Here is a 26,484-nt window from a genome sequence, read left to right as displayed (position 1 = left end):
CAATTGAACCGCACCCCGCCCAAGCTACTTCCCAAACGGCGCCGCAGCGACAAACAAGGCCAGGAAAACCGTGGCTGGCACATACAGGGAGGCGTGGCGCCACCGCAGTCTGGGACGAGCTTTAAGGGGGCTTTGAAAACCATGAACCAGTTTGAATTCACCCGGCGCCAGATGATGGCGATGATGGGAACCGCGGCGACTGCCGCGATGCTGCCGAGCGTCGCCCGCGCCGAGGAAGGTCTGAAGTTCTGGGCGCCGGGCATCGCCCGGGTCGGCGAGAAGGACTGGAGCTCGATGGAGAAGGAGGCCGGCATCAAGCTGGTCAACGTCGCCAAGAGCGCCCGCGCCGACGAGTCGATCCAGAAGATGGTGGTCGGCGACGGCAATGCCCTGTACGACGCCATGACCGACAATGGCGGGGGCATGGAGGATGCGCTGGCCGGCCAGAACGCGATCGCCGAGCTGGACGTCTCGAAGATCCCGAACTGGTCGATCATCGAGAAGCGCTACCTCGAGGGCGGGGACGCGGCGGATACCATCCGCTACGAGGGCAAGGTCTACGCCATCCCCTACATCTCCAACGCCGATGCGCTGGCCTTCAACTACGACGTCATCGGCGAGGAGCTGACCTCCTGGGAGGTGCTGTTCGACGAGCAGTTCAAGGGGCGCGCCGCCCTGCAGAACGATTTCGGGCCGACCCTGACCAACACCGCCATCTACCTCAAGCAGTCGGGCAAGCAGGACATCGACAACCCGTCCGACATGACCGAGGACGAGGTGAAGGGGGTCTGCCAGTTCCTGATCGACAAGAAGAAGGCCGGCCAGTTCCGCACCTTCTGGGACGGGTTCCAGAACGGCGTCGACCTGCTGGCGTCCGAAGAGGTGCTGGTCGCCTCTTGCTGGGAGCCGGTCCAGATCGTCGCCGGCAAGAAGGCCGGCAAGGACATCCGGTACGGCACGATGAAGGAGGGTCACCAGACCTGGAACAACATCGTCATGCTGACCCGCGGCGGTCGCGAGCGCGGCATGGACGAGACCTTCTACAAGCTGGCCAACCTGTATCTGTCGCCCTGGTTCGGCGCCCGCACCCTGGCGGGTCTCGGCTTCACGCCGCAGATGACGGGCGTGCTGGAGTACCTGGACGCCAATCCCGACACGTTCGACGCGGAGACCAAGGCGCTGATCACCGAGCGTCTGGCCCGGAAGAAGGAGCGGATCGCGGTGCCGGGCAACTCCTGGCAGAACGTGTTCCCGACCAACATGCGTGCCTATCAGGACTGGTGGTCCCGGGTTCAGGCTGCCTGATCCCCGATGACCGCCTCGACTGAGACCGGGCTCGACGGGCTTCCCCCCGTCGAGCCTTACCGGCCGAGTCCCCCTAAGACTCCGTGGCGTGAGCGGATGTCGGGCTGGGCGTTCTATATTCCGATCGTCTTCATGGTGCTGTTCTTCGCGCTGCCGATGGCGCTGACCGTCGTGTTCAGCGTGTTCGAGCGCACGATGTTCTGGATGGAGCCGGGGTTCAGCCTGCTGGCCTATGAGAACTTCTTCTTCTCTGCCCGGCTGCAGAACTTCCTGGCCTCCATGGGCTATTCGCTGATCTCGGTGGTGGTGTCGTTCTGCCTCGGCTTTCCGATCGCCGTGTTCGTGCGCAAGTCGGTGCCCCAGGCGGCCCAGCACCGGGTGGTGCTGCTGTTCATCCTGCCGTTCATGGTGTCGGAGATCATCCGGATCTTCGCCCTGCGCCCGGTGCTTCAGCGCAACGGCCTGGTGAACGAGACGCTGCTGAATCTGGGCCTGATCGACGAGCCGATCACCGCCCTGCTCTACACCCATACCGGCGTGATCATCGGCGAGGTGCTGTCCTTCATGCCGTTCATCGTCTTCTCCGGCTTCCTCGCCATGGAGGCGGTGCCGAAATACATCTTCGAGGTCTGCGATGACCTCGGCGCGGGACCCGTGCGGCGCTTCGTCGACGTGATCCTGCCGCTGGCCGCCCCGGGCATCTTCGCCGGTGCGGTGTTCATCTTCGTCAACGGCATCGGCGTGGCGCTGATCCCCAACATCATGGGCGGCCCGGGTGCGGTGAATGCCGGGCTGATCGCCACCCAGGCGATCACCGCGCTCGACTTCCCGCTGGCCATGGCGGTCAGCGCGATCATGATGGCCACGCTGATGGGGCTGCTCTACATCGGCCACAAGCTGTTCGACCTGACCAAGATCCTAGCACCGATGAACTGAGGGGGCGGGATCATGGACGATTACGCGAATATCTGGCTGCACCGCACCAAATGGGCCTATCTGCTGCTGATCGTGGCGACGCTGATGAGCCCGGTGTTCTACGTCATGTACATCTCGTTCAACGAGAACGGGTTCGGTGCTGCGGAGTACGACTTCACCACGCGCTGGTACGGGCTGATCTTCTCCGACGGCCAGCTCATGAGCGCGCTGCGCTGGACCCTGGGCCTGGCGGTGACGACAACGGTGCTGACCATCCCGATGGCGCTGCTGGCGGCCAAGTTCTACAAGGCGACCAGCGCCAAGGTGGCGGTGGTGTTCCTGCTGCTGGCCCCGCTCTTCGTCGCACCCGACATCCTCAGTGCCGCCCTGTTGGTGTTCTTCAAGAACGCCAATCTGAGCTTCCAGTGGCTCGGCGACGTGCTCGGCGTGTCGTTCATGGACGCCTGGTTCCGGCTGGGCTTCGCCACCACGGTGATCGGGCTGATCATCTACACGATCCCCTACGCCTTCGTGGTGATCCTGATCACCATGGGACGCTACAACAAGGAGCAGACCGAGGCGGCCCGCGCCTGCGGGGCCAGCGGCTGGCGGGCGTTCTGGGATATCGAGTTCCCGCAGATCCGCGCCGGCGTGTTCAGCGCCTCGGCCTTCACGGTGATCCTCTGCTTCAACGAATACACCCGCACCAGCCTGCTGAAGGGCGGGTTCGATACCTTCACCACCGTCCTGGTCAGCCAGATGCTGAACGAGGGCATGTCGGAGCAGTCCTACGCCATGTCCAGCTTCGTCAGCTTCATCGCCATCGCGCTGATCGGCGGGATAATCGTCTTCACCCTGCTGCGCTCGGAAGCCGCCGCCCGACGGGCGCAGCCGGTCGCCGAACCCAACACCGTGCCCGCGACCTCATGAGAGAATTGTCATGAACGCCACCGCCCCAGCCGTCCAGGTCCGGCAGCTCAGCAAGAACTACGGCAGCGTCCAGGCGCTGAAGGGCGTCGACCTGACCATCGCGGCCGGCGAGTATTTCGTGCTTCTCGGCCCGTCGGGCGGCGGCAAGACCACCCTGCTGCGCACCATCGGCGGATTCCATAAGCCGTCCAGCGGTCAGGTCTGGTTGAACGGCCAGGAGGTCTCCCACCTGCCGCCGGACAAGCGGCCGACCTCCATGGTGTTCCAGGCCTATGCCCTGTTCCCGCACATGACGGTGCTGGGCAATGTCGGCTACGGCCTCAGCCTTGCCAAGCTGCCGAAGGCCGAGGTGCGCGACAAGTCCATGGCCATGCTGGAGATGGTCGGGCTGACAGGCTTCGAGAACCGGAAGCCGCACGAGCTGTCCGGCGGTCAGCAGCAGCGCGTGCAGCTCGCCCGCGCCCTGGTGCTGGGCCGCAACATCCTGCTGCTGGACGAGCCGCTGGCCGCCCTCGACGCCCAGCTCCGCAAGGACATGTGCCTGGAGCTGAAGCACCTGCAGGAGAAGGTCGGCATCACCTTCATCCACGTCACCCACAACCAGGAGGAGGCGATGACGGTGGCCGACCGCATCGCCCTGATCGCCAATGGCGAGCTGGTGGAGCAGGGTGCGGCGCGGGACATCTACCGCACCCCGGAGCGCCGATTCACCGCGAGCTTCGTCGGCGAGAACAACCTGCTGTCCGGCACCGTCACGGCGGTGGAGCAGCAGAGCGTCACGGTGGAGGTCTGCGGCCAGCCACTTGCCGTCGAGCGGCGCGACCTGCCGGTGCGGGTGGGCGAGACCGTCGCCCTGTCGATCCGCTCGGAACTGGTGGAGATGGTCGCGGCTGAGGGGGCGCCGGCGGACGGCTGCGCGCTCGACGGAACCTATACCGAGAGCGTCTATCTCGGCCTCACCCTGTCCCATCGGGTGAAGCTGGCCGACGGAACGGAGATCGTGTCGCGGGTGGTCGGCGAATCCGATACGCCGGCCCCGGCCCCGGGCGCTCCCGTCCGTGTAAGCTGGAAGCCGGATGCCCTGCGCCTGCACGTGACCTGACCGCCGATTTGGAGGACTCCGCCATGTGGCCGAACCCGCGCATTCCCTTCGAGCTGGCGAACAAGCGTCGGAAGCTGGCGCCGCTCAACGGCAAGCCGCTGATCGTCCATGTGGCGATGAACATCGAGTACTGGCCGATCAACCGGCCGATGCCGCGCGGGATCATTCCGCCGCCGCACGGCGCCCAGATCGCCCCGCCGGACGTGCCGAACTTCTCCTGGGTCGAGTACGGGCTGCGGGTCGGCATGCCGCGGATCATGCGGATGCTGGCCGAGCGCGGCCTGCCCGCCTCCGCCCTGATCAACGCCCAGGTGGCCGACGCCTATCCCGCCCTAATGGACGCGGTGGTGGAAGCCGGCTGGGAGCTGGTCGGCCATGGCTGGTTCCAGCAATCCCTCAAACAGGCGGACGACGAGCGCGCGGTCATCCGTAAGAGCCTCGACCGGCTGAAGGCGGCGGACGGCAGACAAGTCCGCGCCTGGCTCGGCCCCGGCATCGGCGAGAGCTTCGATACGGTCGACATCCTGAAGGAGGAGGGGATCGAGTTCCTGCACGACTGGGTGGTCGACGACCTGCCGGTCTGGATGCGCACGATCCACGGCCCCATGGTCGGTCTGCCCTATACGATGGAGCTGAACGACGTGCCGATCTATGCGGTGCAGAACGGCTCCACCGACGAGTTCTTCAAGCGGGTGGAGGCGACGGTCGCCACCCTGGAGCCGGAGCTGGAGCAGAACCCGCGGGTCATCACGCTGGCCCTGCACCCGCACCTGATCGGCGTGCCCCATGTGGCGCATTTCTTCGAGAGGTCCCTCGACTTGCTCGTGAAGCGGAACGACACGGTGTTCGTGACCTCGTCGGTCATGGGCGACTGGTTCGTGGAGGCCGACGGGACCGGCGGGGCCGACCTGCCGAATGAGGCTCCACCCCTGCCGTAGCCTCCCTTAAGGTATCCGCAACGCCGCCCCGACGGCCCGGCCATCTGGCGCCGGGCGGGGAGCGGCGACGCGGAGGGATCCATGGCCAACGACCTGCTGTTCGGCATCCAGACCAACGGCATCAAGCACGCCGATGCCGACCCCATGCCGGATGTGCGCACGCGCTTCCGCATGGTGCAGGAGGCGGGTGTCTTCGATTACATCGACAAGACCCCGGACCCGGATCAGGTCGAGGACTTCAAGGCCGGCTCGGCGGAGACCGGCCTGCCGATCCGTGCCGGCGGCTGGTTCTACGAGCTGGGCGGCGACGAGGGGCTGCTGGAGCGCAACGTGAAGCTCGGCGCCGAGCTCGGCTCCCTGGTCCACAACACCCAGATCAAGCTGCGTCACGCCGACGGTCATGTGGTCACCGACGACGAGGTGATGGCCGCCTATCTCACAGCATCCGAGCTGGGCGACAAGTACGGCTGCGTGCCCTGCTTCGAGGTGCATGTGAACATGTGGTCGGAGGACTTCCCCCGGGTCGCCAAAGTCGCCCGGATGGTCGAGGCCCGCGGGGTCGAGTTCAACATGACCCTCGACCACAGCCATGTGATCTTCAAGATCGACAACCCGGACGAACAGAAGATCTTCGGCACCGACGCCAAGATCGCCTCGGGCGAGTTGGTGCTCGACCCGTACAAGCCGGGCAACGTGATCGAGGAATGGGTCACCTCGGGCTGGGTGAAGCACTGCCACGCCCGCGCCGCGATCCCCAATAACCCGAAGAACATTCTGGCCCACCATCCCGACGGCTCGGTCGGCCGCGGCATCCAGTACCCGTTCAAGCAGCCCGAGCCCGGCGAGTATCACGCCGAGTGGGACGAGACCCGGCTGGAGCCCTGGAAGGAGGGGCTGCGCATCCTGATGCGCCACCATGCAAGCGACCCCAAGGCCAAACTCGGCCAGATCTCGACCGAGTTCATCCCGAACCCGGACTATGGCGGAGGCTGCAAGTACTCCCTGTTCGAGCAGGCGATTGCCTGCGTCGGCTGGATGCGCGAGACCTGGGCGCAAATCCGGGCCGAGGCCGCCTGATCCTGAATACACCGCTTATTGCGAATCATTCGCATTGACGCTTTGCCGCAGGCTCGTTTAACTGCCGCCCGGCCCACCCTACATATCCGCTCGACGGGCGTCCTGCCCGGCCTGCCCGCGACTTCTCGCCAAAGGAAAACCACAATGCTCCGCAAGACCGATTTCTACATCAACGGCGCCTGGGTTCCGCCCACCACGCCCAAGGATTTCGACGTGATCAACCCGGCGGACGAGACCGCCTTCGGCGTGATCTCGCTCGGCTCCAAGGCCGATGTGGACAAGGCGGTCGCCGCCGCGAAGGCGGCCTTCGACGGCTGGAGCAAGACCCCGCTCGCCGAGCGCATCGCCAAGATCGAGAAGCTGGCCGAGATCTACGAGCGCCGTTCGGGCGAGATGGCCGAGGCGATCTCCACCGAGATGGGCGCGCCGATGAAGCTGGCGACCACCGCCCAGGCCGCCGCCGGGCTCGGCCATATCAAGGCGTTCATCCGTGCCCTGAAGGAGTTCAAGTTCGAGCACCAGCTCCGCGACGACACCCCGGACGAGTTCATCATCCACGAGGCGATCGGCGTCTGCGGCCTGATCACACCGTGGAACTGGCCGATGAACCAGGTGACCCTGAAGGTCGTCCCGGCCGTCGGCGTCGGCTGCACCGTCGTGCTGAAGCCGTCCGAGATCGCGCCGATGTCCTCGCTGCTCTTCGCCGAGTTCATGGACGAGGCCGGTTTCCCCAAGGGCGTGTTCAACCTGGTGAACGGCGACGGCCCGACCGTCGGCGAGGCGATGAGCCGCCATCCGGATATCGACATGATGAGCTTCACCGGCTCCACCCGGGCCGGCATCGCCGTGACCCAGGCCTCGGCCGAGACGGTCAAGCGCGTGGCGCTCGAGCTGGGCGGCAAGGGAGCGAACATCGTCTTCGCCGATGCCGATGTCGCCAAGGCGGTGAAGCGCGGTGCGATCCACTGCTTCAACAACACGGGCCAGTCCTGCAACGCCCCGACCCGCATGCTGGTCGAGCGCTCGGTCTATGACGAGGCGGTGGAAGTCGCCCGTGCGACGGCCGAGAGCACGGCGGTCGGCCTGCCGAGCGAGGACGGCAACCATATCGGCCCGCTCGTCTCCGAGCTGCAGTTCAACAAGGTGCAGGACCTGATCCAGGCCGGCATCGACGAGGGTGCCCGCCTGGTCGCCGGCGGAACCGGCCGTCCGGAAGGGTTCAACCGCGGCTATTTCGTGCGGCCGACGGTGTTCGCCGACGTGAACAACGACATGCGGATTGCGCGCGAGGAGATCTTCGGCCCGGTCCTGTCGATGATCCCGTTCGACGGCGAGGACGAGGCGGTGAAGATCTCCAACGACACCAGCTACGGCCTGACCGACTACGTGCAGAGCGGCGACAATGCCCGGGTCCAGCGCGTCGCCCGCCAGCTCCGCGCCGGCATGGTCGTCGCCAACGGCTCCCCGCGCGCTCCGGGCAGCCCGTTCGGCGGCTACAAGCAGTCCGGCAACGGCCGCGAGGGCGGCCAGTACGGCCTCACCGAGTTCCTGGAAGTGAAGGCCGTCTCCGGCTGGACCACCACGAGCTGAGGCTGCCTCTTTCGCCTCCCAACCCCGTCTCCCCGGCCTCGCGCCGGGGCCGAGGGTGACACTTGCTGGAGCGTTTCCGAGCTTTCACGAACGCTCCAGTGGCCCCTTTTCTGGATCCCGGCGCAATCCCGGATTAAATCCGGGACGGGACGATCGGTTTGGGGATGAACTCCGTCTCCACCCTCCCTTCACCCACTCCCCGGATTTATTCCGGGGCCTACGGTGGAGCCACCTTGAAAGCCAGAGAACCAAACGGAGGCGTTGAAGCACGCTGAAGGGTGGGCCCCGGAATAAATCCGGGGAGTGGGTGAAGGGTGAGATGTTTCCAGCCCCTCACCCCCGCCCGGCCAGATCCTCCAGGATCGGGCAGTCCGGCCGTGTGTCGCCGTGGCACCGGGTCACCAGATCCGACAGGGTCGCGTGCATCGTCTGCAACTCGGCGATCTTGCGTTCGATGTTGCCGAGATGCTCCTGCGCCACCTGCTTCACGTCCGCACTCGCCCGTCCCCGGTCCTCGTACAGCGCCAGCAGGGCGCGGCAGTCCTCGATGGTGAATCCCAGCGACCGCGCGCGGGCGAGAAACACCAGCTTGTGCACGTCATTCGCCCCGAACGCCCGGTAGCCGTTCTCCCCCCGCGCGGGGCGGACCAGCCCGATATCCTCGTAATAGCGGATCGTCTTGGCCGGCAGGCCGCTCTGTTCCGCCACCTCTCCGATGTTCATGGCACTCGTCCTTCTGCAGGGTACCGCCGGGTATAGGTAGACCTTCCCGTGACGGGAAGGTCAAGCGGGGCCACCGATTTCGGAACCCGACCCGCCGCGGCCCCGTTGGTCAGCAGAGGCCCCTCAACCGACGGAGAGCCCGATGACCGACCAGACCGCCCGCCTGTACCGCATGGTGATGCCCGACCACCTTTGCCCGTTCGGCCGGAAGTCGAAGTTCCTGCTGAAGCGCAAGGGCTACGAGGTCGAGGACCACCCTCTGACCAACCGGGACGAGGTCGACGCCTTCATGGACAAGCACGGGGTGGAGACCACGCCCCAGACCTTCATCGGCGGCGAGCGTATCGGCGGCTATGACGAGCTGCGCGTCCATTTCGGCCTGGACGACCCTGACAAGGAGACCACCTACCAGCCGATCATCGCGCTCTTCGCCGTCGCCGCGCTGATGGCGCTGGCCCTGACCTGGCTGCTGCGCGGCGAGGTCGTGATCCCGCGCACGGTGGAGTGGTTCGCGGCGATCTCGATGATCCTGCTCGGTCTGCAGAAGCTGAAGGACGTGGAGGGGTTCTCCACCATGTTCCTCAACTACGACCTCCTGGCCCAGAAATGGGTGCCCTATGGCTATATCTACCCCTATGCGGAGGCGGGGGCCGGCGTGCTCATGCTGGCCGGCGTGCTGACCTGGATCTCCGCCCCGGTGGCGCTGTTCATCGGCCTGGTCGGCGCGACGAGCGTGTTCAAGGCGGTCTATATCGACAAGCGCGAGCTGAAATGCGCCTGCGTCGGCGGCGACAGCTCGGTACCGCTGGGCTTCGTGTCGCTGACCGAGAACCTGATGATGATCGCCATGGGCCTGTGGATGGGGGCGAAGGCGCTCTTCCTGTAAGGCCTCTTGACCTTCCAGTGACGGGAAGGCCCATCTCTCAGCCTCCAGAATGACGAGGCAGAGATGAACGCGCATAGTCACGCGGGGGCCGAGATCACCCGCGACCCGGTCTGCGGCATGACGGTCGACCCCCAGGCGGGCAAGCCGACCCACGAGCATGCCGGGCACACCTATCACTTCTGCGCCACCCGCTGCCGCGACAAGTTCGCCGCCGAACCGGACGCCTATATCGAGGCGGAGGACCCGGTCTGCGGCATGACCGTGAACCGCAGCACCGCCGCGCACATGGCCAAGCACGCGGGCGAGCGGTTCTATTTCTGCTCCGCGCGCTGCCAGGAGAGGTTCGAGGCTGCTCCCGACGACTATCTCGGCGACCGGCCCGAGCCCGAGCCGATGCCGGCGGGCACCCAATACACCTGCCCGATGGACCCGGAGATCATCCGCGACGCGCCCGGTGACTGCCCGATCTGCGGCATGGCGCTGGAGCCGATGACGCCGAGCGCCGATGCCGGCCCGAACCCGGAGCTTGTGGATTTCCGCCGCCGCCTGTGGATCGGGGCCCCCCTGGCCGCCGGCGTCTTCGTGTTGGAGATGGGCAGCCATCTGGGCATTCCGTTCCATGTTTGGCTCGGCCCGACCCTGCATGTCTGGCTGCAGTTCGTGCTGGCCACCCCGGTGGTGGTCTGGCTGGCGCAGCCGTTCTTCAAGCGCGGCTGGTCCTCCATCGTGAACCGCAGTCCGAACATGTGGACGCTGATCGCGCTCGGCACCGGGGCGGCCTATCTGTTCAGCCTGGTCGGCCTGCTGGCGCCCGGCGTCTTCCCGCCGTCGATGCTGGATTCCCACGGCCGGGCGCCGGTCTATTTCGAAGCGGCGGCGGTGATCCTGATCCTGGTTCTGGTCGGCCAGGTCATGGAGTTGTCGGCCCGCGAGCGCACCGGCGATGCGATCCGCGCCCTGCTCAATTTGGCGCCGAAGACCGCCCGCAGGATCACCGACCAGGGCGAGTCCGACGTGCCGCTGGAGGAGCTCCGCACCGGCGACCGGCTGCGGGTGCGGCCGGGCGAGAGCGTGCCGGTGGACGGCGCGGTCGTGGAAGGGCGGTCCTCGGTCGATGAGAGCATGATCACCGGCGAGCCCGTGCCGGTGGAGAAGACGGTCGGCGATACGGTCACCGGCGGCACCCTGAACAAGACCGGCAGCTTCGTGATGACGGCGGAGAAGGTCGGCGCCGACACGGTGCTGTCGCGCATCGTCGACATGGTCGCCAAGGCCCAGCGCAGCCGCGCGCCGATCCAGGCCATGGCCGACCGGGTGGCGGGCTATTTCGTGCCCGCCGTGGTCGGGGTGGCGCTGATCGCGATGGCCGCCTGGCTGGCTTTCGGGCCGAGCCCGGCCCTGTCCTACGCTGTGGTGGCGGCGGTCAGCGTGCTGATCATCGCCTGCCCCTGCGCGCTCGGCCTCGCCACGCCGATGTCGATCATGGTGGCGACCGGACGGGGTGCGCAGGCGGGCGTTCTGATCCGCGATGCCGAGGCGCTGGAGCGCTTCGCCAAGGTCGACGTGCTGATCGTCGACAAGACCGGCACCCTGACCGAGGGCAAGCCGACCCTGACGGACGTGATCGCGTCCGACGGGATGGAGGAGGCCGAGTTGCTGTCCCTGGTCGCCTCCCTGGAGCGCGGCTCGGAGCACCCGCTGGCCGAGGCGATCGTCGCCGGGGCGCGGGACCGGGGCGCGTCCCTGTCGGACGCCTCGGACTTCGAGGCGGTCACCGGCAAGGGCGTCTCCGGCACCGTGCAGGGCCGCCGGGTGGCGCTTGGCAACCGGGCGATGATGGCGGATCTCGGCGTGGAGCCGGGCACCCTGTCCGAGACTGCCGAGAGGCTGCAGGGCGAAGGCCGCACGGCGATGTTCGTGGCGGTCGACGGCAGGGCGGCCGGGCTGGTCGCGGTGGCCGACCGGGTGAAGGAGACGACCCCGACCGCGATCCGCGCGCTGCATCAGGCGGGCCTGCGCATCGTCATGGCGACGGGCGACAGCCGCCGCACGGCCGAGGCGGTGGCCCGCGATCTCGGCATCGACGAGGTCCGCGCCGATGTCAGCCCCGAGGACAAGGGCGCGTTGGTGGAGGAGCTGCATGGCCAGGGGCTGCGTGTGGCGATGGCCGGCGACGGGGTGAACGACGCCCCGGCCCTGGCGGCGGCCGATGTGGGCATCGCCATGGGCACCGGCGCCGACGTGGCGGTGGAGAGCGCCGGCATCACCCTGGTGAAGGGCGACCTGACCGGCATCGTGCGCGCCCGCACCCTGGCCCAGGCGACCATGGCGAACATCCGCCAGAACCTGTTCTTCGCCTTCGTCTACAACGCGGCCGGCGTGCCGATCGCGGCGGGGGTGCTGTATCCGGTGCTCGGGGTTCTGCTCTCGCCGATCGTCGCCGCGGCGGCAATGAGCCTGTCCTCCGTCTCGGTGATCGGCAACGCCCTGCGGCTAAGGGCGGCGAAGCTGGACCGGTGAGGAGGCGCTTCTTCCACCCCCACATACTCCCCGGATTCATTCCGGGGCCTACGCTGGAGTAGGTCGGGTCCCCGGGGATTTGCGGCTGCCCCCTGCAGCGGCTCTGCCGTGGGCCCCGGAACAAGCCCGGGGAGTGAGAGAGGGAAAGTGTTGGAAAGGGATCAGCCCCCCTCCTTCTCCCCGTTCAGCGGCAGTCGGACCCGGAAGGTCGTGCCCTCCCCCGGGGTGCTCTCGACCAGGATCCGGCCCTTATGGCCCGCCAGGATCGCGGCGACGATCGCCAGGCCCTGGCCGGTGCCCTTGCCGGTCGGCTTCGTGGTGTAGAACATGTCGAAGATCCGGGCGCGCACCTCCGGCGGCATGCCGGGGCCGTCGTCCTGGACCCGGATCTCCGCCATGCCGTCCTCCACCAGGGTGCGGATCCGGATGGTTCCCACCGTCCCCGGCGCCCGCGCCTCGTCGATCGCGTCCACCGCGTTGGAGATCAGGTTCAGCAGCACCTGGTTGATCTCGCCCGGCTTGCAGGGCACCGGCGGCAGGCTCTCGTCCAGTTCCAGCTCCACCTTGGCCACCTGCTTCCACAGATTGCGCGACACGTTGGTGGTCACCCGAACCGACTCGTTGAGGTCGTTGGGCTCCGGTGCCAGCGGGTCGGGATGGGCGAAGCTGCGCATGGAGCCGACGATCTGGCCGACCCGGGCTACCCCGGCCAGGCTGTCGCGGATCGCCGACGGCGCCTCCTCGGCGAAGTCCTCCGGCAGCGCCTCGATCGGGGTGCGCAGCGCCAGAACCTCGTCCACCACCTCCTCCAGGAAGCGCAGGTTGTCGCCGATGAACTGCATCGGCGTGTTGATCTCGTGGGCGATGCCGGCGGCCAGCGTGCCGAGGCTCTCCATCTTCTGGCTCTGCATCAGCTCGAACTGCAGGGTGCGGCTCCGCTCCTGGGCGCGGGAGAGTTCGGTGACGTCCTTGGCGACGATCACCACGCCGCCAAGCCCGGTCGGCCGATGGTCGACCAGAAGCCGCCGTCCGTCGGACAGGGAGACCTGACGCGCGGTCGCCGCGGGGCCCTCCAGCTCCTTCATGCGCTCGTTGAGGGGATGGCCGTGCAGCTCCTCGGTGACCGACAGGATCTGACGCAGGGAGCCGTCGGCCAGGATCTGCTCCGTCACCGCCGGGTAGAACTGCCGGAAGGCGTCGTTCACCCGCAGCACCCGGCCACGGTCGTCGGCGATCAGGATCGCTTCCGCCATGCTGGCCACCGCGTCGGTCAGGATCGCCTCGGCCTCGTAGGACTTGCGTTCCGCGGCGTCGCGGGCGGCCCGCTGTTCGGCGGCGAACCCGGCCAGCGCCCGGGACATGGCGTTGAAGCTGCGCCCTGTCTGAGCCAGTTCGCCGTCGCCCTGGATGTGGATCTGATAGCCGAACTCGCCGCTCGCCACCCGCTGGGCGCCGTCCCGCAGGGAGCTGAACTGGCGCACCAGATAGCGGCTTAGCATCAGGCCGAGCAGGCCGACCAGCAGGAGCTCGATCAGGGCCACAGTGCCCATCCAGCGCACCGCCTCCTCGAACAGCTCGCCCGGGGCCTTGGTGGAGAGGCCCAGTTCGACCATGCCTGATCGGCGGCCGTCGACCACGATCGCCTGACCGATGTCGAGCCGGCCGTCGCCGGCGACCGGCGCCCCGATCTCGCCACGGAACGGGCCGGCCAGCGCCTCGGGATCGCCGCCCTCGGCCAACACCGCGCCGTCGGGCCCCCGCACCCGCAGATAGGCGATGTCCGGATCGGCGAGCGCCTGCTCGACCAGGGCGTCCAGGGCCGCCAGGTCGGTTGCGGCCACGCCGGCGCCGGTCATGGTGGCGATCAGGGTCGCGGTGGTCCGGGCGCGCACGTCGAGCTGCTGCTGGTTGGAGGCGCGCAGATAGGAGAGGCCGCTGACCAGGATGGCGGCAAGCAGCAGCGTCTGGATCAGGGCGACGCCCAGGATGGTCTTCAACCGGAAGGACACGGGCCCTCGCTGGTCAGAGGGACGACGCCGACTTTGTCCGGCCGGGGCGCCCGGGCCCCTGCACCGCCCATCGCCGGCATCGCGAAGGCGGCGACCAGAAGGATTTCGGTGCTGAGACGGTGAGGCTGCATGAACTCGTTTCCCTGGAGGCCTTGTGGCCGGTGTCCCCGCATAGGGCAGGACGGACTTGCCCGGATAGCCCTGTTTGCGGAGGGGCGCCTATTCCTCGTCCGACCGGACAACCGAGGCCGATGTGGTCAGGGCCTTCTGCACCAGCTCGGCCTGGCGGACCACGCCCATCTTCTGGAAGATCGCCTTCAGGTAGGTCCGCGCCGAGCTGATCTTCAGGCCGCACGCCTCGGCCGCCTCCTCCAGGCTCTGGCCGCGCACGAGCTGTTCCACCAGCCGGCTCTCCGACCCGGTCAGCGAGAAGAGCTGGGAGAGGGTGGCCGCTGTCGGGTAGCGCGTGAGGGCCGGGTCGCTGACGAACAGGGTGACGCCGTCGGTCCCAGGCCGCGCCGGATCGCCGCAGACCGTCACGTGCAGGGTGTTGCCGCCGGCGGTGTCGGGCAGGGCGACGAAGCCGGTCTCGCCGGTCTCCGCGGCAGTCCTGATCGCGGCGTCCAGGGCCCGGGCGCTCTCCGGGTTGCCGGTGCGCAGGCGGCGGGCGCCGTCCTGGGAGAGGGCACCGCTGCCGCCGAGGATCTTCAGCCCGATCTTGTTGACGAAGGACACTGCCTGGTCGGCGTCCAGCACCACCGTGCCGATGGACAGCCGGTCGGCCAGCAGGGATTCCGCGCCGCCCAGCGCCGGACCGTCGGCGGCCGGGGCGGCCCGGCGCTCGCGGGCATCGGCCAGGGCGGCGTCGACCGCCGACCCCAGCACCTCGGGCTCGCAGGGCTTCATGTAGTAGCGGAACACGGCGGCCTCGTTGATGAAGGCCATGGCGTCCTTCAGGCTCGCATTGCCGGTGAGCATGATGCAGCGGGTCTGCGCACCCGCCTCGCGCATGCGGGTGGCGAGGTCGAGGCCGGACCAGCCGGGCATCGTCAGATCGAGCACCGCCACGTCGGGCCAGTCGTCGCTGCGGACGTCCCAGAAGGCTTCGGCGGAGGGGAAGAAGATCATGTCCCAGTCCTTGGCCCGGGAGCGCAGGGAGCGCTTCAGGGCATTGAGGACCATCGGCTCGTCATCGACGAAGGCGACCAGCGGGCGTGTGGCAGAGGACATGCGCGCATCGAAACAGTGAGCCGATACACGCTCAATACGGCTTGAATGGACCTGGGGCAAGCGCGCACCCGTCTGCGGGGGAGCGTCGGGCGGACCGCGCCGGTCAGGCGACCTGTCGGACCCGCGGGTGGAAGACGTCGGCGGCATAGCTTTTCGGCATGGCCGGATTCAGGCCGGACACCACGCTCTGGTTCACGTCGATCAGGGCGCGCAGGGAGCCGATATCGCCGGCGGACGCCTTGGCGCAGGCCAGGACCATGTCCGAGGCCAGGTCGCGCATCGAGCGGCGCATCTCGTCGGGCATGGCGTGGGCGTCGTGGCAGGCGTTGACGCCGCAGCGGGTCCAGATCTGCCGGGTCTCCTCGATCGCCTCGGCGCGCTCATGGGCGGTCTCGGCATGGAGCAGGGCGACGGTGACGCGCGCGAGCTCGCTGGCGTCGCGATGGCGCGAGGCGCCGGTGTTGTTCAGCGTTTTGCGGTAGGCGTTGTAGTGCGCGTGCATTGTACCGGCACTCCCTCTCTGGATCGTCAAAGACGAGAGGGGCCGCGCCGGGAGGATCCGGCGCAGCCCCCTCGGTCGGGATCAGCGGAACAGCGAGATGATGTTCGTCGCCGAGGAGGAGGCTGTGCTGAGGGCCTGCACGGCGAGCTGCTGCTTCACCTGCAGGGCGGTCTGGCGCGAGGCCTCTTCGGCCAGATCGGCATCGACCAGGTTGCCCAGGCCCTTCTCGGTGGCGTCGCTCAGCTTGCCGACGAAGTCGCTGTGGGCGTCCAGGGCCTTGCCGTCGCTGCCCAGCGAGCTGATGGCGCTGTTCACCGCGCTCTCGAAGGTATCGAGGGCGGCGAGCGTGGTGCGGGCGTTGGCGGCGTCGGAGACGTCGACCGCCCCGTCCAGGGTTCCCTTCGCGGTCTCCAGGTCACTGGCCGAGACGGTCATGGTCGAGCCGTCGGCGGCGGCGACGAAGCTCAGGTCGGACGCACCGGTCTCCAGCAGGTTGGTGCCGTCGAAATTCGAGTTCGAGATGAACGAGTCGACCTGGGCGAGCATCGAGTTCAGGTCTTCGGTGTAGCTGGCGCGGGTCTCGGCACTGATGCTGTCGTCGGCGAGCTGGGTCACCTTTTCGCGGATCGAGCCGACCAGGTCGCTGACCGCGGTGGCGCCGGCCATGCCGACCTCGACCGCACCCTTCACGCCGTTGATCGACTGGTCGATCTTGTCGAAGGCCTGGATGTCCGCGCGCAGGCGCTGGGCGACGGCGAAGGTGGACGCGTCGTCGAAGCCGTCGGCGACCTTGAGGCCCGTGGAGATCCGCTTCTGAACCTGGGACAGGTCGTTGGAAGCGGAGTTGAACATCTGGACAGCGGCCATGGCGCTGGAGTTGGTGTTGATCGAAAGCATCGTGGTTCTCCTCGTGTGGACCAGTGTTCTCACTGGTGATGAGGAAGATGTACGTCACATTATGAAGAGAGAAAACGAAACAAATATAAACAAAACACAATCCTCATTGGGAATAACAATCTTCATTTACACAATTAGATAAAATAAAACCGCGCAGACTTTATCGGTCTACGCGGCTTTTTGTGGTTATTGGGCGTTGACGGCTGAGGCGAAGACATACCCGATGCCGCGCACCGTCTGGATCAGGCGCGGGTTGGACTGGTCCTCTTCGATCTTGCGCCGGATACGACCGATCAACACGTCGATCGACCGTTCGTATCCCTCGCACCGACCGCCGCGGGTCTCGTCCAGGATCTGCTGCCGGGTCAGCGGGCGCAGCGGGTTCTGGACGAAGCAGCGCAGGATGTCGAATTCGCCGCTGGTCATGTCGACCTCGCCCTCGGCCTCGTTGAACACCCGGCGGCGCACCACGTCGAGCGACCAGCGGCCGAAGCGCATGACGGTGGTCCCCTTCAGGGTGCCGGTGGGGCCGTCGGCGTTGCGGATGCGGCGCATGATGGCGCGGACCCGGGCGGAGACCTCGCGGGGGGAGATGTCGCGCTCGACCACGTCGTCGGCGCCCAGTTCCAGGGCGATGATACGGTCCACCGACTGGTTTGCCGCACTCAGCGCGATCATCGGCCGGTCGTCGCGGCTGCGGAACGCGCGGATATCCTCGAAGCCGCTCTCACCGGCCGGTGAAAGGGCCACGATCACGCAGTCCGGTCGGCCGCCGTCGAGCATGTCCAGGTCGGACATCGACGCCACGGCGTCGACCGAGAAGTGGTTGTCGCGGAGCTGGGCGGCCAGCGTATCGCGGGAGTGGGTATCGCCGTCGACGAGGGCGATGCAGGCTGTTGTCGCCATCGGAGTCCATCCTTCTGTCTGGGGTTCCGGTTCCTCTCGGCACGTCTTTCGGCGTGCTCCCGGAAACTGCCCAACCGGCCGGAAGGCTCGTATCCCCATTTAGGAGGGTCGTTCGGGTTTCGCGGATGTATTCTGCCGCCAGGGGGTGAGATGGACCGACCGCGCATCTTCTTCGTCGATGACGAACCGCATGTTCTCAATGGCTTGCGCCGCATGCTCCGCAGCCGCCGCGAGACCTGGGAGCTGATGTTCTTCGAGGAGGCCCGCCGCGCCCTGGTGGCCTGCGCCGCGGAGCCGGCGACGGTCGTGGTCTCCGACCTGCGGATGCCGGGGATGGATGGGGTGGCGTTGCTGGATGCGCTGCGCGACCAGTTTCCGCAGACCATCCGATTCGTGCTCTCCGGCCAGAGCGAGGCGGAGGCCGGTCTGCGGGCGGCGGGTGTCGCCCACCAGTTCCTGTCCAAGCCGACCGACGGCCCCACCTTGATCGCGGCGATCGAGAACGCCCTGCATCTGCGCGAGCGTCTCGGCGGTGCTGCTGTCGTGCGGTTGGTGGCGAGTCTGACGGCGATTCCGGCCCTGCCCGGGTCATACCGGGAGCTGACCGAGCAGCTGCGCCACGACACCCTGGACACCGAGGCGATCGCCGACACGGTGGCCCGCGACCCGGGCATCGCGGCCCGGCTGATCCAGGTCGCCAATTCCAGCTATTTCGGAGCACCCAAGCGGATCGCCACGGTGCGCGGCGCGGTCCAGTTCCTCGGCATGGAGACGCTGAAGTCGCTGGTCCTGACCTACGGCGTGCTCAGCCAGGTGGTGCATGACCGGATCGGCGGGGTGCCCGTGGCCCAGCAGGTGGTCGAGACCATGCTGCTGAAATCGGCCCTGTCCGCGCGGATCGCCCGCGACCTGGGCTGGGACCGGGCCGAACGCGAGCTGGTGGCGACCGTCGGCCTGCTGTCGGATGTCGGCCTGCTGGTGCTGATCGACAACTTCCCCGAGACCTTCGAGCCCCGGATCGTCGACGGGGTGCTGCAGATGGAGGGCCTGGCCCGGTTGGAGCGTCAGACCTTCGGCGTCGATCACGGGTTGGTCGGGGCGTATCTGCTGGGGACCTGGGGCCTGCCGGACTCGCTGACCGGCGGGGTGGCGGACCAGGCCACCGGCCAGTGCGGTGCGCTGACCACCGCCGGCCAGATCGTCGCGCTGGCCGGCCGGCTGATGCTGGGCGAGGACATGTCGCCCCTGGAGGTGCGGTGGCCGGTCTCGGCCTGGACCGCCGTGGCCCGGGAGGGTGCTCCTCCCTGAGCCGAAACGTGCCGGAACGGCTGCCAGGTTCAGGCGGCGGCCTGAACGTAGTAGCCGTCCTGGCCACAGCGGATGCGGACGCCGGCACCGGCGACGCTCGCCAGCTTCTTGTTCAGCATGCTGATATGGACGCGGATCGTCTCGTGGTTCGGCAGGCGGGCATCCTGCGCGCAGACCGCCTGATAGATCCGGCTCAGCGGGATCGGGTTGTGCTCCACGTGGCTGCGCAGCACCGACATGATCCGGACCTGGCGCGGCGTCAGACGAATCCGCTTGTCGTCCAGGACCAGGGCATGGCCGTCCTCATCGAACCGCATGCCGCAGATCGTCTTCGGCGCCGGCTCGTTCTGGTGACCGGTCCGTTCGGCGCGGCGCAGGGCGACGGCGACCCGCACCACCAGCTCCTCGACCGCCACGTCGCTCGCCACCGCATCGTCCGCGCACAGGCAGAGGGCGCGGGCCATGACCGCGCGGTCGTCGCTCACCGCGATCATCGGCGCCGTCTTCCAGCGCCGGCGGGAGGCCGAGTAGTCGGCGAGCTCGTCGCTCACCACGATCAGGGCGTCGGGTCCGCTGGTGCGGGACGGGCGGCCGGCGAAGCTGGCGGTGGGAATGCGCGCCACGTCGACGCCGACGCCGGACAGTGCCGCCGCGATGCGGTCCGCGGTGTCGGAAGAGCCGACCAGGCCGACCGTACGGTTCTCAACTGCGAAATTCATCTCATGCGCCTCCGTTCTGGGTGCCGTCCGTGGACGAGCTTCGTGGCGCTGATATGCGCGATCGGACTGAGCGGCGCTGTCCCCATTTGGAGAGGGTGATGCTTAAAACGTCTGGTTAGCGATTAACGGATTTTCAATCGAGAAGCGCCATTGTGGGGCCGTCCAGACAGGGGAATGGCTGGATGCATGGCATTTCAGATAAATCCGCGGAGAGACCCATGAAACTTTTCGGCCACGCGCTGATCGCCGTCACCCTGATGGCGGCGGCCCTGATGTCCTGCCCCCGCCCAGGGGAGGCGGAGACCCTGGCCGCGCCCACCGGCCGGGTCCTCCTCGTGGTCACCGGCGCGATCTCGACCACCAATGCCGGCGAGACGGCGGCCTTCGACCGGGACCAGCTCGAAGCGCTGGCGCCGCAGGTGTTGGAGACCAGCACGCCCTGGACCGAAGGGGTGCAACACTTCGACGGCTTCCCGCTCGCCGTCCTGCTCGACCGGGTCGGGGCCAAGGGCAAGACCCTGCGGGCGGTGGCGCTCAACGACTACGCTGTCACCATGCCGATCAGCGACCTGATCCAGGCCGGCGCCTTCGTCGCGATCCGCCAGAACGGCGAGGCGATGAAGATCCGCGAGCGCGGCCCGCTGTGGATCATCTTCCCCTATGACCGCGATCCGCGCCTGACCGGCGACGATTTCCTGAACTGGTCGATCTGGCAGCTGAAGTCGCTCGAGATCCAGTGAGATGCCGAACCGCGTTCCGCGCTTCAGACCCACACAGCTCAGCCTGCTCGCCCTGCTGGCCATCGTCACGGCCCTCGGGGCGGCGGTGCTGGCGCTGTCCATCTTTGCCTCGCTGGAACGCCAGATCCAACGGCCGACCGAGAACTGGCAATGGGCGGTCTACCAGCTTCAGGCCGAGCATCTGAAGCTGATGAAGGCGGCGCGCGACGCGGAGGCCGACCGGATCGACGACGACGCGCTGAGCGAGCGGTACGAACTCTTCGTCAGCCGCATCCTGACGGTGCAGCAGGGCGATGCCTATGCCGGGCTGCGGGACAGCCCGGCGCTGCAGACCCTGCTGCCGCGCCTGTCGGGAGAGGTGGAGGCGCTCGACGCGCTGATCGGCCGGGATGATCCGCCGGCACCCGAACTAGGCCGGGCGATCGAGAGAGTGCTGGGGCCCTACGCCGACCCGCTCCAGACCGCGGCCCTCACCGTGGTCAGCTACACGGCCGCCGTTCGGTCCGCCGAGCGGGATATGATGCATGACGAGATGCTCTACCTGCTGGTCTGCCTGTCGGTGATGTTGGTGGTCAGTGGCCTGCTGGCCGGGGTGACGATCAGGCAGATCGCCCAACTGGCCGGCAGCCGCATGCGGCTGACCGAGGCGCTGGAGCTGGCGGAGAAGTCGAGCCAGGCCAAAAGCCGCTTCGTCGCCAGCATGAGCCACGAGATGCGCACGCCGCTGAACGCCGTCTCCGGCCTGCTGCGCGAGATCCGTCACCTGACCCGCAATCCGGAGATCGCCCGCATGGTCGACGTGGCACAGTCCTCCGCCGCCATGCTGTGCGGACTGGTGGACGACGTCATCGACGCCGCCCGGGTCGAGGCGGGAAAGTTCCGGGTGAACCCGGTCTCCTTCGAGGTCGGCGCCCTGCTGCGCGAGACCATCGATCTGCTGGCCGAGCGCGCCCGCGACCGCAACAACACCCTGACCCTCGACCTGTCGGATACCGGCGACCGGCTGGTCCTGGCCGACCGCGCCCGGGTCAAGCAGGTGCTGGTCAACCTGATCGGCAACGCGGTGAAGTTCACCCGCGACGGTTCGGTCGACGTACATGCCCGCGTCGCCTTCGTCGGCCGGGGCGAGATGCGGCTGCGGGTCAGCGTCTGCGACACCGGTGTCGGCATCGCCGAGGACCAGCAGGAGCGGATCTTCCAGCGCTTCTACCAGGCCGGACGCTGCGAGAGTGAGGGCATCGGCCTCGGCCTGGCGATCAGCCGGGAGATCGTCGAGCGCCTCGGCGGGCGCATGGCGATGACCAGCCGGCCGGGCCAGGGCAGCATCTTCTGGTTCGAGGTTCCCGTGCAGGCCGGGCGACGCGAGGAGCAGCCTGCCGTCGCGACCAGGACGCGGCCGCTGAGCGGGCTGCATTTGCTGGTGGCCGAGGACAACGGCACCAACCGCCAGGTCATCCGGCTGCTGCTGGAGCGCCTGGGGGCTAGCTGCACCTTCGTCGTCGACGGCACCGAGGCGGTGGCCAAGGCCGGGCAGGAGCCCTTTGACGCCATTCTGATGGACATCAACATGCCGGAGATGGACGGCATGACCGCCTTCGGGGAGATCGGCCGCCAGCTCGGCGCCGACCGGCCGCCGGTGATCGCCCTGACCGCCAGCGCCATGCCGGAGGATGTGGAGGCCTTTACCCAGTCCGGCATGGCCGGCTGCGTCACCAAGCCGATCGCCGAGGCCGAACTGGTCCGGGTGATCGCCGGAGCGCTGGGCCGGGACGTGAGCGTCTCGACCGACACCGGTGACGGAGTGCAGACAGCCGGTACCCCGGAGCGCCGGGAGCCGGCCCCGCTGACCGAGCGTCAGCGCGCCGCGGTGCTGGGCCTGGTGGCCCAGCTTGACGACGATTGAGGATCGAGCGGCCATGACCCCCTCCTACGCCCATGACGACCTGTTCCAGGGTCTTTGCGCCCTGGTCATCGACGACAGCCCGCTGATGCGCCGGCTCGTGCGCTCCCTGCTGCGGCAGTTCGGCTTCTCCAGCGTCGACGAGGCGGAGAACGGCTCGGCCGCCCTGCGCCAGGTCGAGCGGCACCGCTACGACGTGGCGATCTGTGACTGGATGATGGAGCCGACCAACGGGCTGGAGTTCGTGCGCGCCCTGCGGCGCCATCCGGATCCGGCCTGCTGCGGTCTGCCGGTGATCATGGTCACCTCCGTCGCCAACAAGGCCCAGGTTCTGGCCGTGCGCGACCAGGGCGTGACCGAGTATCTGGTGAAACCGATCTCCGCTTCGAAGCTGGAAAAGCGGCTCGTCGCCGCCCTCTCGCGGCCGCGCAGCCTGATCATGACGGACCGCTATTCTGGTCCGGACCGTCGTCGTCCGCGGGAGCAGACCTATGGCGGCCCTCGGCGTCGGCTCGCGGATCGGGTGGCCGACCTGCCCTGGGAGGTCGAGGACGACGAGGCCGCGATCCGGCGCGCCACCGAGGGCATGCCGGACTACGCCGCAATCCTGCGCGAGGAGGTGGCGAAGCTGCGGGCGCTTCTGACGGAGGTCGAGGCCGGTGGGGCGGCGGCTGAGGAGGCCTGGCACCGGATCTTCCGCATCGCCCACGACATCTCGGGCCAGGCCCCGAGCTTCGGCCACGGGGCCGCCGCCGCCGTCGGGACCAGCCTGGAGCGTCTGCTGCAGCCGGTGCTGAGGACGCCGGCCATTCTCGCGCGGGCGCCGGAACGCCGGGTGCGTGCCGTGCGGACCCATGTGGAGGCCCTGGCCCTGCTGCTGGAGGAAGGGATTGCGGAGACCTCGCCGGAGACCGACATGCTGGTCGAACGGCTGCGGCTGGCGGTGGAGCGGGTGCGGCGGGAAGAAGCCGGGCCAGCGTAATCCACTCTGTGGGACGGCACTCCGGCGCGCAGCAACGTCATTCACCCATCCGAGGTCGCTGGTTATACTGTCGGCGGTCCCGTTACGAAGGGTGATGAACGTCATGATTCGTAAGATTCTTCTGGTCGCCTCCGAAGATCCAAAGACCTCAGGCCACGTGCGCGTGGCGCTCGATATCGCCCGTCGACATGGGGCTTCTGTCACCGGGTTCGTGGCGGTCGACAAGAAGCAGCTTTCCAATATCGGGCCCGCCCCACTCGGTGGATTTCACTACCACTACGAGATGGCGAAGAACCGGGTGGCCCGGGGTCTTAGCACGGCGAAGGAAGCGGTCGCAGGGCTGCGCCGGATCTGCGAAGACGCCGGGGTGCCCTTCATTTCGGAGGAGACGACGGGCAACCGCGACCAGGGCCTGGCCCAGACCTGGCGGTTTCAGGATTTCACCGTGCTGTCCAATCCGCTCTGGGAGCCCGGCTCGAACGAGGAGGGCGAGGCCGAGACGCTCCTGCATTTCGTGGCCATGGGATTGCGGCCGCTGCTCGTCGTGCCCCAGGGCTTCGAGGGAACGCCCTCCAAGGCCATGGTCGCGCTCTCAGGGTCGCTGGACAGCGCGAAGTCGTTCAAGCATTTCGTCCAGTTGCGGCCATTCGGGGAGATCCCGCTGCACATCGTGACGGTCGGAGACCCGAAATCCGGCGAAGCGCCGACCGATCTGCTGCGCGGGGCGGCCGACTACGCGAAGCTCCATGGCTTCGAGGTCACCACGGCCGCATTGCCCAAGGCCGACAAACGCGTTCAGGCGCTGCTGGACCATGGCGACAGGGTCGGCGCGGAACTGTTCCTCATCGGATCCTCCTACCACCAGTTCCTGACGCTGACGCGGTTCGGATCCCATGCCCTGGGCATGCTGAAACTGTCGAAATATCCGGTCTTCATTTCGCACTGACGGGGGAAGCCTCCGTGGAGGCGCTACCGGCTGCCTTCGCAAAACCAGAAGGCGTCTTTCGAATATCGCTCATTTCGGCAATGTTTGAATGCGATATCCTGTGCCGACCCGCCTGACGAAGCGCGGGAGCAAGAAGCGCACAGGGTAAAGGAAACAATGACCACCACGGAGAGCGACATTGGGGGCGCGGGTTCTGAAGCCGCGGCCTCCGGCGGGCCGCTGAGCGGGCTGCGCATTCTCGAACTCGGCCATTTCATCGCCGCCCCGTTCTGCACCCGGGTGCTGGCCGATCTGGGCGCCGACGTGATCAAGGTCGAACCGCCGGGCAAGGGCGATCCGGTGCGCTCCTGGGGCATGATCCCGGAGGGCGAGACCGACTCCGTCTGGTGGTCGGTCCATGGCCGCAACAAGCGCTCGATCACCGCCGACCTGAAGAAGCCCGAAGGCATCGCCCTGGTGAAGCGCCTGATCGACCGGGTCGACGCCGTGGTGGAGAACTTCAAGCCGGGCCAGCTCGCCTCCTGGGGCCTCGGCCCGCAGGACATGAGCGCGGTCAATCCCGACGTGATCCTCGTGCAGGTCTCGGGCTACGGCCAGACCGGGCCGGGCCATAACCGGGCCGCCTTCGGGGTGATCGGCGAGGCGGTGGGCGGCCTGAGACACCTGACCGGCTATCCCAAGGAGGTCAGCGACCTGCCGCCTGTGCGTACCGGCATCTCCATCGGCGACAGCGTGGCCGGGCTCTACGGCGCCATCGGCCTGCTCGCCGCTCTGTTCGAGAAGGGCCGGTTCGAAAAGGGCGGGGAGCGCGGCAGGCCCGGGCGACGGATCGACGTGGCCCTGACCGAGAGCATCCTCAGCCTGCTGGAGGGCTGCCTGCCGGAATACGGCGCCACCGGCAAGATCCGCCAGCCGACGGGCTCCACCATCCCGACCACGGCCCCGTCGAACGCCTATCCGACCGCCGATGGCCGCTGGTTTCTGATCGCCGCCAATTCCAACGCCCTGTTCCGTCGGCTCTGCGGCGCCATGGGCCGGCCGGAGCTGGCCGACGACCCGCGCTATATCGACAATCCCAGCCGGGTGAAGCATGCGGCCGAGGTCGACGCGGCGATCGCCCACTGGACCACCGGCCTGACCCTCGACGAGGTGGCGGCGAAGGTGGAGGCGGCGGACGTGCCCTGCTCGCGGATCTACGACGTGGCGGACATCGCGGCCGATCCCCAGTTCCTGGACCGGGGCATGGTGCGCCGGGTGGCCGATCCGCGCCTGGGCGAGGTGCTGCATCCCGGCATCGTGCCGGCCATGACCGGCGGGCCGACGGGCGACGTCCGCTGGCCGGGGCCCGAGGTCGGCGCCCATACCGACGAGGTGCTGTCCGAGCTGCTGGGCATGGCGCCCGACGAGATCGAGGCATTGAAGAAGGAAGGTGTGCTGTGAGCGAAGCTGTCGAGATTTGCGACGTCGCCCCGCGCGACGGATTCCAGGTGATCAAGGAGCCGATCCCGACCGCGACCAAGGTGCGGGTGGTCGAGCTGCTGGCCCAGGCCGGCCTGACCCGGATCGAGACCGGCGCCTTCGTCAGCCCGGTCCATGTGCCGCAGATGGCCGACACCGCCGAGGTGCACCGCCTGGCCAAGGTCGGCGACGGCGTGCGGCTGTCCACCCTGGTGCCGAACCTGCGCGGCGCCCAGGACGCCTTCGCCGCCGGGATCGCCGATATCGTCTACGTGTTCTCGATTTCCGAGAGCCACAACAACGCCAATGTCCGCCGCCCGGTGGAGGCCTCCATCGGCCAGCTCGGCGAGGTGATCGCCCGGGGCCGCGACGTGCCGGGCTTTAAGCTGCGGGCCAACCTGGCGACCGTGTTCGACTGCCCCTTCGAGGGCACCACGAAGCCCGACGCGGTCTATGGCGCCATCGAGACCGTGCTGGGATTCGGCGCGCCGGTGGAGTTCGGCCTGTGCGACACCACCGGCCGGGCGATCCCGGACCAGGTGGCGCAGGTCTGCTCCACCGTGCTGGAGCGCTTCTCCGGCGGCGGCATCGGCTGGGCCTATCACGGCCACGACACCTTCGGCCTGGGCGTGGCCAATGCGCTCTACGCCTATCAGGCCGGCATCCGGGTGTTCGACAGTGCGGCGGCCGGGCTCGGCGGCTGTCCGTTCGCGCCGGGCGCCACCGGCAACACGGCGACCGAGGATCTGGTCTTCACCTTCGAGAACATGGGCATCGCCACCGGCATCGACCTCGACCGGCTGCTGGACGCGGCCGAAATCGTGGCGGAGGTGCCGGGCGGAGAGACCGGCGGGCATCTGCGCAAGGTGCCGCGCCGACGCGCCCTGGCGGCGGCGTGATA

Annotated in this window: 23 protein-coding genes; 16 read left to right on the top strand and 7 right to left on the bottom strand. The window is 67.9% G+C overall.

The features are described from left to right. Window positions 1–141: 141 nt before the first annotated feature. The 7 genes from ACOQOP_RS16545 (at window position 142) to ACOQOP_RS16515 (ending at window position 7,857) form a co-directional block, all read left to right on the top strand. Window positions 142–1,305, top strand: coding sequence for an ABC transporter substrate-binding protein (locus ACOQOP_RS16545; protein ID WP_420562918.1), 1,164 nt, complete (start codon window positions 142–144; stop codon window positions 1,303–1,305). 96 nt (window positions 1,306–1,401) lie between these two features. Continuing rightward, window positions 1,402–2,241, top strand: coding sequence for an ABC transporter permease (locus ACOQOP_RS16540; protein ID WP_420562917.1), 840 nt, complete (start codon window positions 1,402–1,404; stop codon window positions 2,239–2,241). A gap of 12 nt (window positions 2,242–2,253) precedes the next feature. Further along, the gene (locus ACOQOP_RS16535; protein WP_420562916.1) at window positions 2,254–3,150 is read left to right on the top strand and encodes an ABC transporter permease; all 897 of its coding nucleotides are present in this window, start codon (window positions 2,254–2,256) and stop codon (window positions 3,148–3,150) included. 10 nt (window positions 3,151–3,160) lie between these two features. Continuing rightward, complete coding sequence (locus ACOQOP_RS16530; protein ID WP_420562915.1) at window positions 3,161–4,252, top strand: ABC transporter ATP-binding protein; 1,092 nt, start codon at window positions 3,161–3,163, stop codon at window positions 4,250–4,252. 23 nt (window positions 4,253–4,275) lie between these two features. Further along, window positions 4,276–5,190 carry a polysaccharide deacetylase family protein gene (locus tag ACOQOP_RS16525; protein ID WP_420562914.1) on the top strand — a complete coding sequence of 305 codons (915 nt, stop codon included), beginning with the start codon at window positions 4,276–4,278 and terminating at the stop codon, window positions 5,188–5,190. Between the two features lie 81 nt (window positions 5,191–5,271). Beyond that, complete coding sequence (locus ACOQOP_RS16520; protein WP_420562913.1) at window positions 5,272–6,267, top strand: hypothetical protein; 996 nt, start codon at window positions 5,272–5,274, stop codon at window positions 6,265–6,267. 144 nt (window positions 6,268–6,411) lie between these two features. Further along, a complete protein-coding gene (locus ACOQOP_RS16515) occupies window positions 6,412–7,857 on the top strand; it encodes an aldehyde dehydrogenase family protein (RefSeq protein WP_420562912.1) in 1,446 nt (481 codons plus the stop codon). Between the two features lie 333 nt (window positions 7,858–8,190). Here the strand turns inward: ACOQOP_RS16515 and cueR are convergent, their stop codons facing one another. Continuing rightward, complete coding sequence (cueR, locus tag ACOQOP_RS16510; protein WP_420562911.1) at window positions 8,191–8,580, bottom strand: Cu(I)-responsive transcriptional regulator; 390 nt, start codon at window positions 8,578–8,580, stop codon at window positions 8,191–8,193. A 142-nt stretch (window positions 8,581–8,722) separates the two neighbouring features. Between cueR and ACOQOP_RS16505 the strand changes: the two genes are divergently transcribed. Both ACOQOP_RS16505 and ACOQOP_RS16500 read left to right on the top strand, forming a co-directional pair. Next, window positions 8,723–9,466, top strand: a complete 744-nt coding sequence (locus tag ACOQOP_RS16505) for a MauE/DoxX family redox-associated membrane protein (protein WP_420562910.1) — start codon at window positions 8,723–8,725, stop codon at window positions 9,464–9,466. 63 nt (window positions 9,467–9,529) lie between these two features. Next, on the top strand, window positions 9,530–11,986 hold the full coding sequence (locus ACOQOP_RS16500) for a heavy metal translocating P-type ATPase (RefSeq protein WP_420562909.1): 2,457 nt from the start codon (window positions 9,530–9,532) through the stop codon (window positions 11,984–11,986). 161 nt (window positions 11,987–12,147) lie between these two features. On the opposite strand, the gene ACOQOP_RS16495 is transcribed toward ACOQOP_RS16500, so the two are convergent. From ACOQOP_RS16495 to ACOQOP_RS16475, 5 genes are all read right to left on the bottom strand, one after another. Next, window positions 12,148–13,995: an ATP-binding protein gene (locus ACOQOP_RS16495; protein WP_420562908.1), complete on the bottom strand. Its 1,848-nt coding sequence runs from the start codon at window positions 13,993–13,995 to the stop codon at window positions 12,148–12,150. 219 nt (window positions 13,996–14,214) lie between these two features. Then, entirely contained in the window at window positions 14,215–15,225 is a 1,011-nt protein-coding gene (locus ACOQOP_RS16490) for a DNA-binding response regulator (RefSeq protein ID WP_420562907.1), read from the bottom strand. Between the two features lie 103 nt (window positions 15,226–15,328). Continuing rightward, window positions 15,329–15,727 (bottom strand): flagellar biosynthesis regulator FlaF, encoded by a 399-nt coding sequence (locus ACOQOP_RS16485; protein WP_420562906.1) that lies wholly within the window; start codon window positions 15,725–15,727, stop codon window positions 15,329–15,331. A gap of 81 nt (window positions 15,728–15,808) precedes the next feature. Beyond that, on the bottom strand, window positions 15,809–16,624 hold the full coding sequence (locus ACOQOP_RS16480; RefSeq protein ID WP_420562905.1) for a flagellin: 816 nt from the start codon (window positions 16,622–16,624) through the stop codon (window positions 15,809–15,811). 186 nt (window positions 16,625–16,810) lie between these two features. Then, window positions 16,811–17,530 carry a winged helix-turn-helix domain-containing protein gene (locus ACOQOP_RS16475; protein ID WP_420562904.1) on the bottom strand — a complete coding sequence of 240 codons (720 nt, stop codon included), beginning with the start codon at window positions 17,528–17,530 and terminating at the stop codon, window positions 16,811–16,813. Window positions 17,531–17,680: 150 nt separating this feature from the next. On the opposite strand from ACOQOP_RS16475, the gene ACOQOP_RS16470 reads away from it, so the two are divergent. After that, window positions 17,681–18,838 (top strand): HDOD domain-containing protein, encoded by a 1,158-nt coding sequence (locus tag ACOQOP_RS16470; RefSeq protein ID WP_420562903.1) that lies wholly within the window; start codon window positions 17,681–17,683, stop codon window positions 18,836–18,838. A gap of 29 nt (window positions 18,839–18,867) precedes the next feature. Here ACOQOP_RS16470 and ACOQOP_RS16465 read toward each other — a convergent pair whose 3' ends face one another. Next, window positions 18,868–19,557 (bottom strand): response regulator transcription factor, encoded by a 690-nt coding sequence (locus tag ACOQOP_RS16465; RefSeq protein ID WP_420562902.1) that lies wholly within the window; start codon window positions 19,555–19,557, stop codon window positions 18,868–18,870. Window positions 19,558–19,775: 218 nt separating this feature from the next. Between ACOQOP_RS16465 and ACOQOP_RS16460 the strand changes: the two genes are divergently transcribed. From ACOQOP_RS16460 to ACOQOP_RS16435, 6 genes are all read left to right on the top strand, one after another. After that, window positions 19,776–20,297: a molybdopterin-dependent oxidoreductase gene (locus ACOQOP_RS16460; RefSeq protein WP_420562901.1), complete on the top strand. Its 522-nt coding sequence runs from the start codon at window positions 19,776–19,778 to the stop codon at window positions 20,295–20,297. 1 nt (window position 20,298) lies between these two features. Next, window positions 20,299–22,200, top strand: a complete 1,902-nt coding sequence (locus tag ACOQOP_RS16455; RefSeq protein ID WP_420562900.1) for an ATP-binding protein — start codon at window positions 20,299–20,301, stop codon at window positions 22,198–22,200. A 13-nt stretch (window positions 22,201–22,213) separates the two neighbouring features. Continuing rightward, entirely contained in the window at window positions 22,214–23,179 is a 966-nt protein-coding gene (locus tag ACOQOP_RS16450) for a response regulator (RefSeq protein WP_420562899.1), read from the top strand. Between the two features lie 103 nt (window positions 23,180–23,282). Continuing rightward, complete coding sequence (locus ACOQOP_RS16445; protein ID WP_420562898.1) at window positions 23,283–24,125, top strand: hypothetical protein; 843 nt, start codon at window positions 23,283–23,285, stop codon at window positions 24,123–24,125. Window positions 24,126–24,281: 156 nt separating this feature from the next. Continuing rightward, window positions 24,282–25,565, top strand: a complete 1,284-nt coding sequence (locus tag ACOQOP_RS16440; protein WP_420562897.1) for a CaiB/BaiF CoA transferase family protein — start codon at window positions 24,282–24,284, stop codon at window positions 25,563–25,565. After that, window positions 25,562–26,482: a hydroxymethylglutaryl-CoA lyase gene (locus ACOQOP_RS16435; RefSeq protein ID WP_420562896.1), complete on the top strand. Its 921-nt coding sequence runs from the start codon at window positions 25,562–25,564 to the stop codon at window positions 26,480–26,482. Before ACOQOP_RS16440 ends, ACOQOP_RS16435 begins: the two co-directional genes overlap by 4 nt. The last annotated feature ends 2 nt before the right edge of the window (window positions 26,483–26,484 follow it).

Source organism: Thalassobaculum sp., assembly GCF_965223715.1.
In the GTDB taxonomy this organism is placed as follows: domain Bacteria; phylum Pseudomonadota; class Alphaproteobacteria; order Thalassobaculales; family Thalassobaculaceae; genus Thalassobaculum.
The sequence above is the reverse complement of the archived record's forward strand: the minus strand, read 5'-3'. Positions and strand labels throughout refer to the sequence as shown.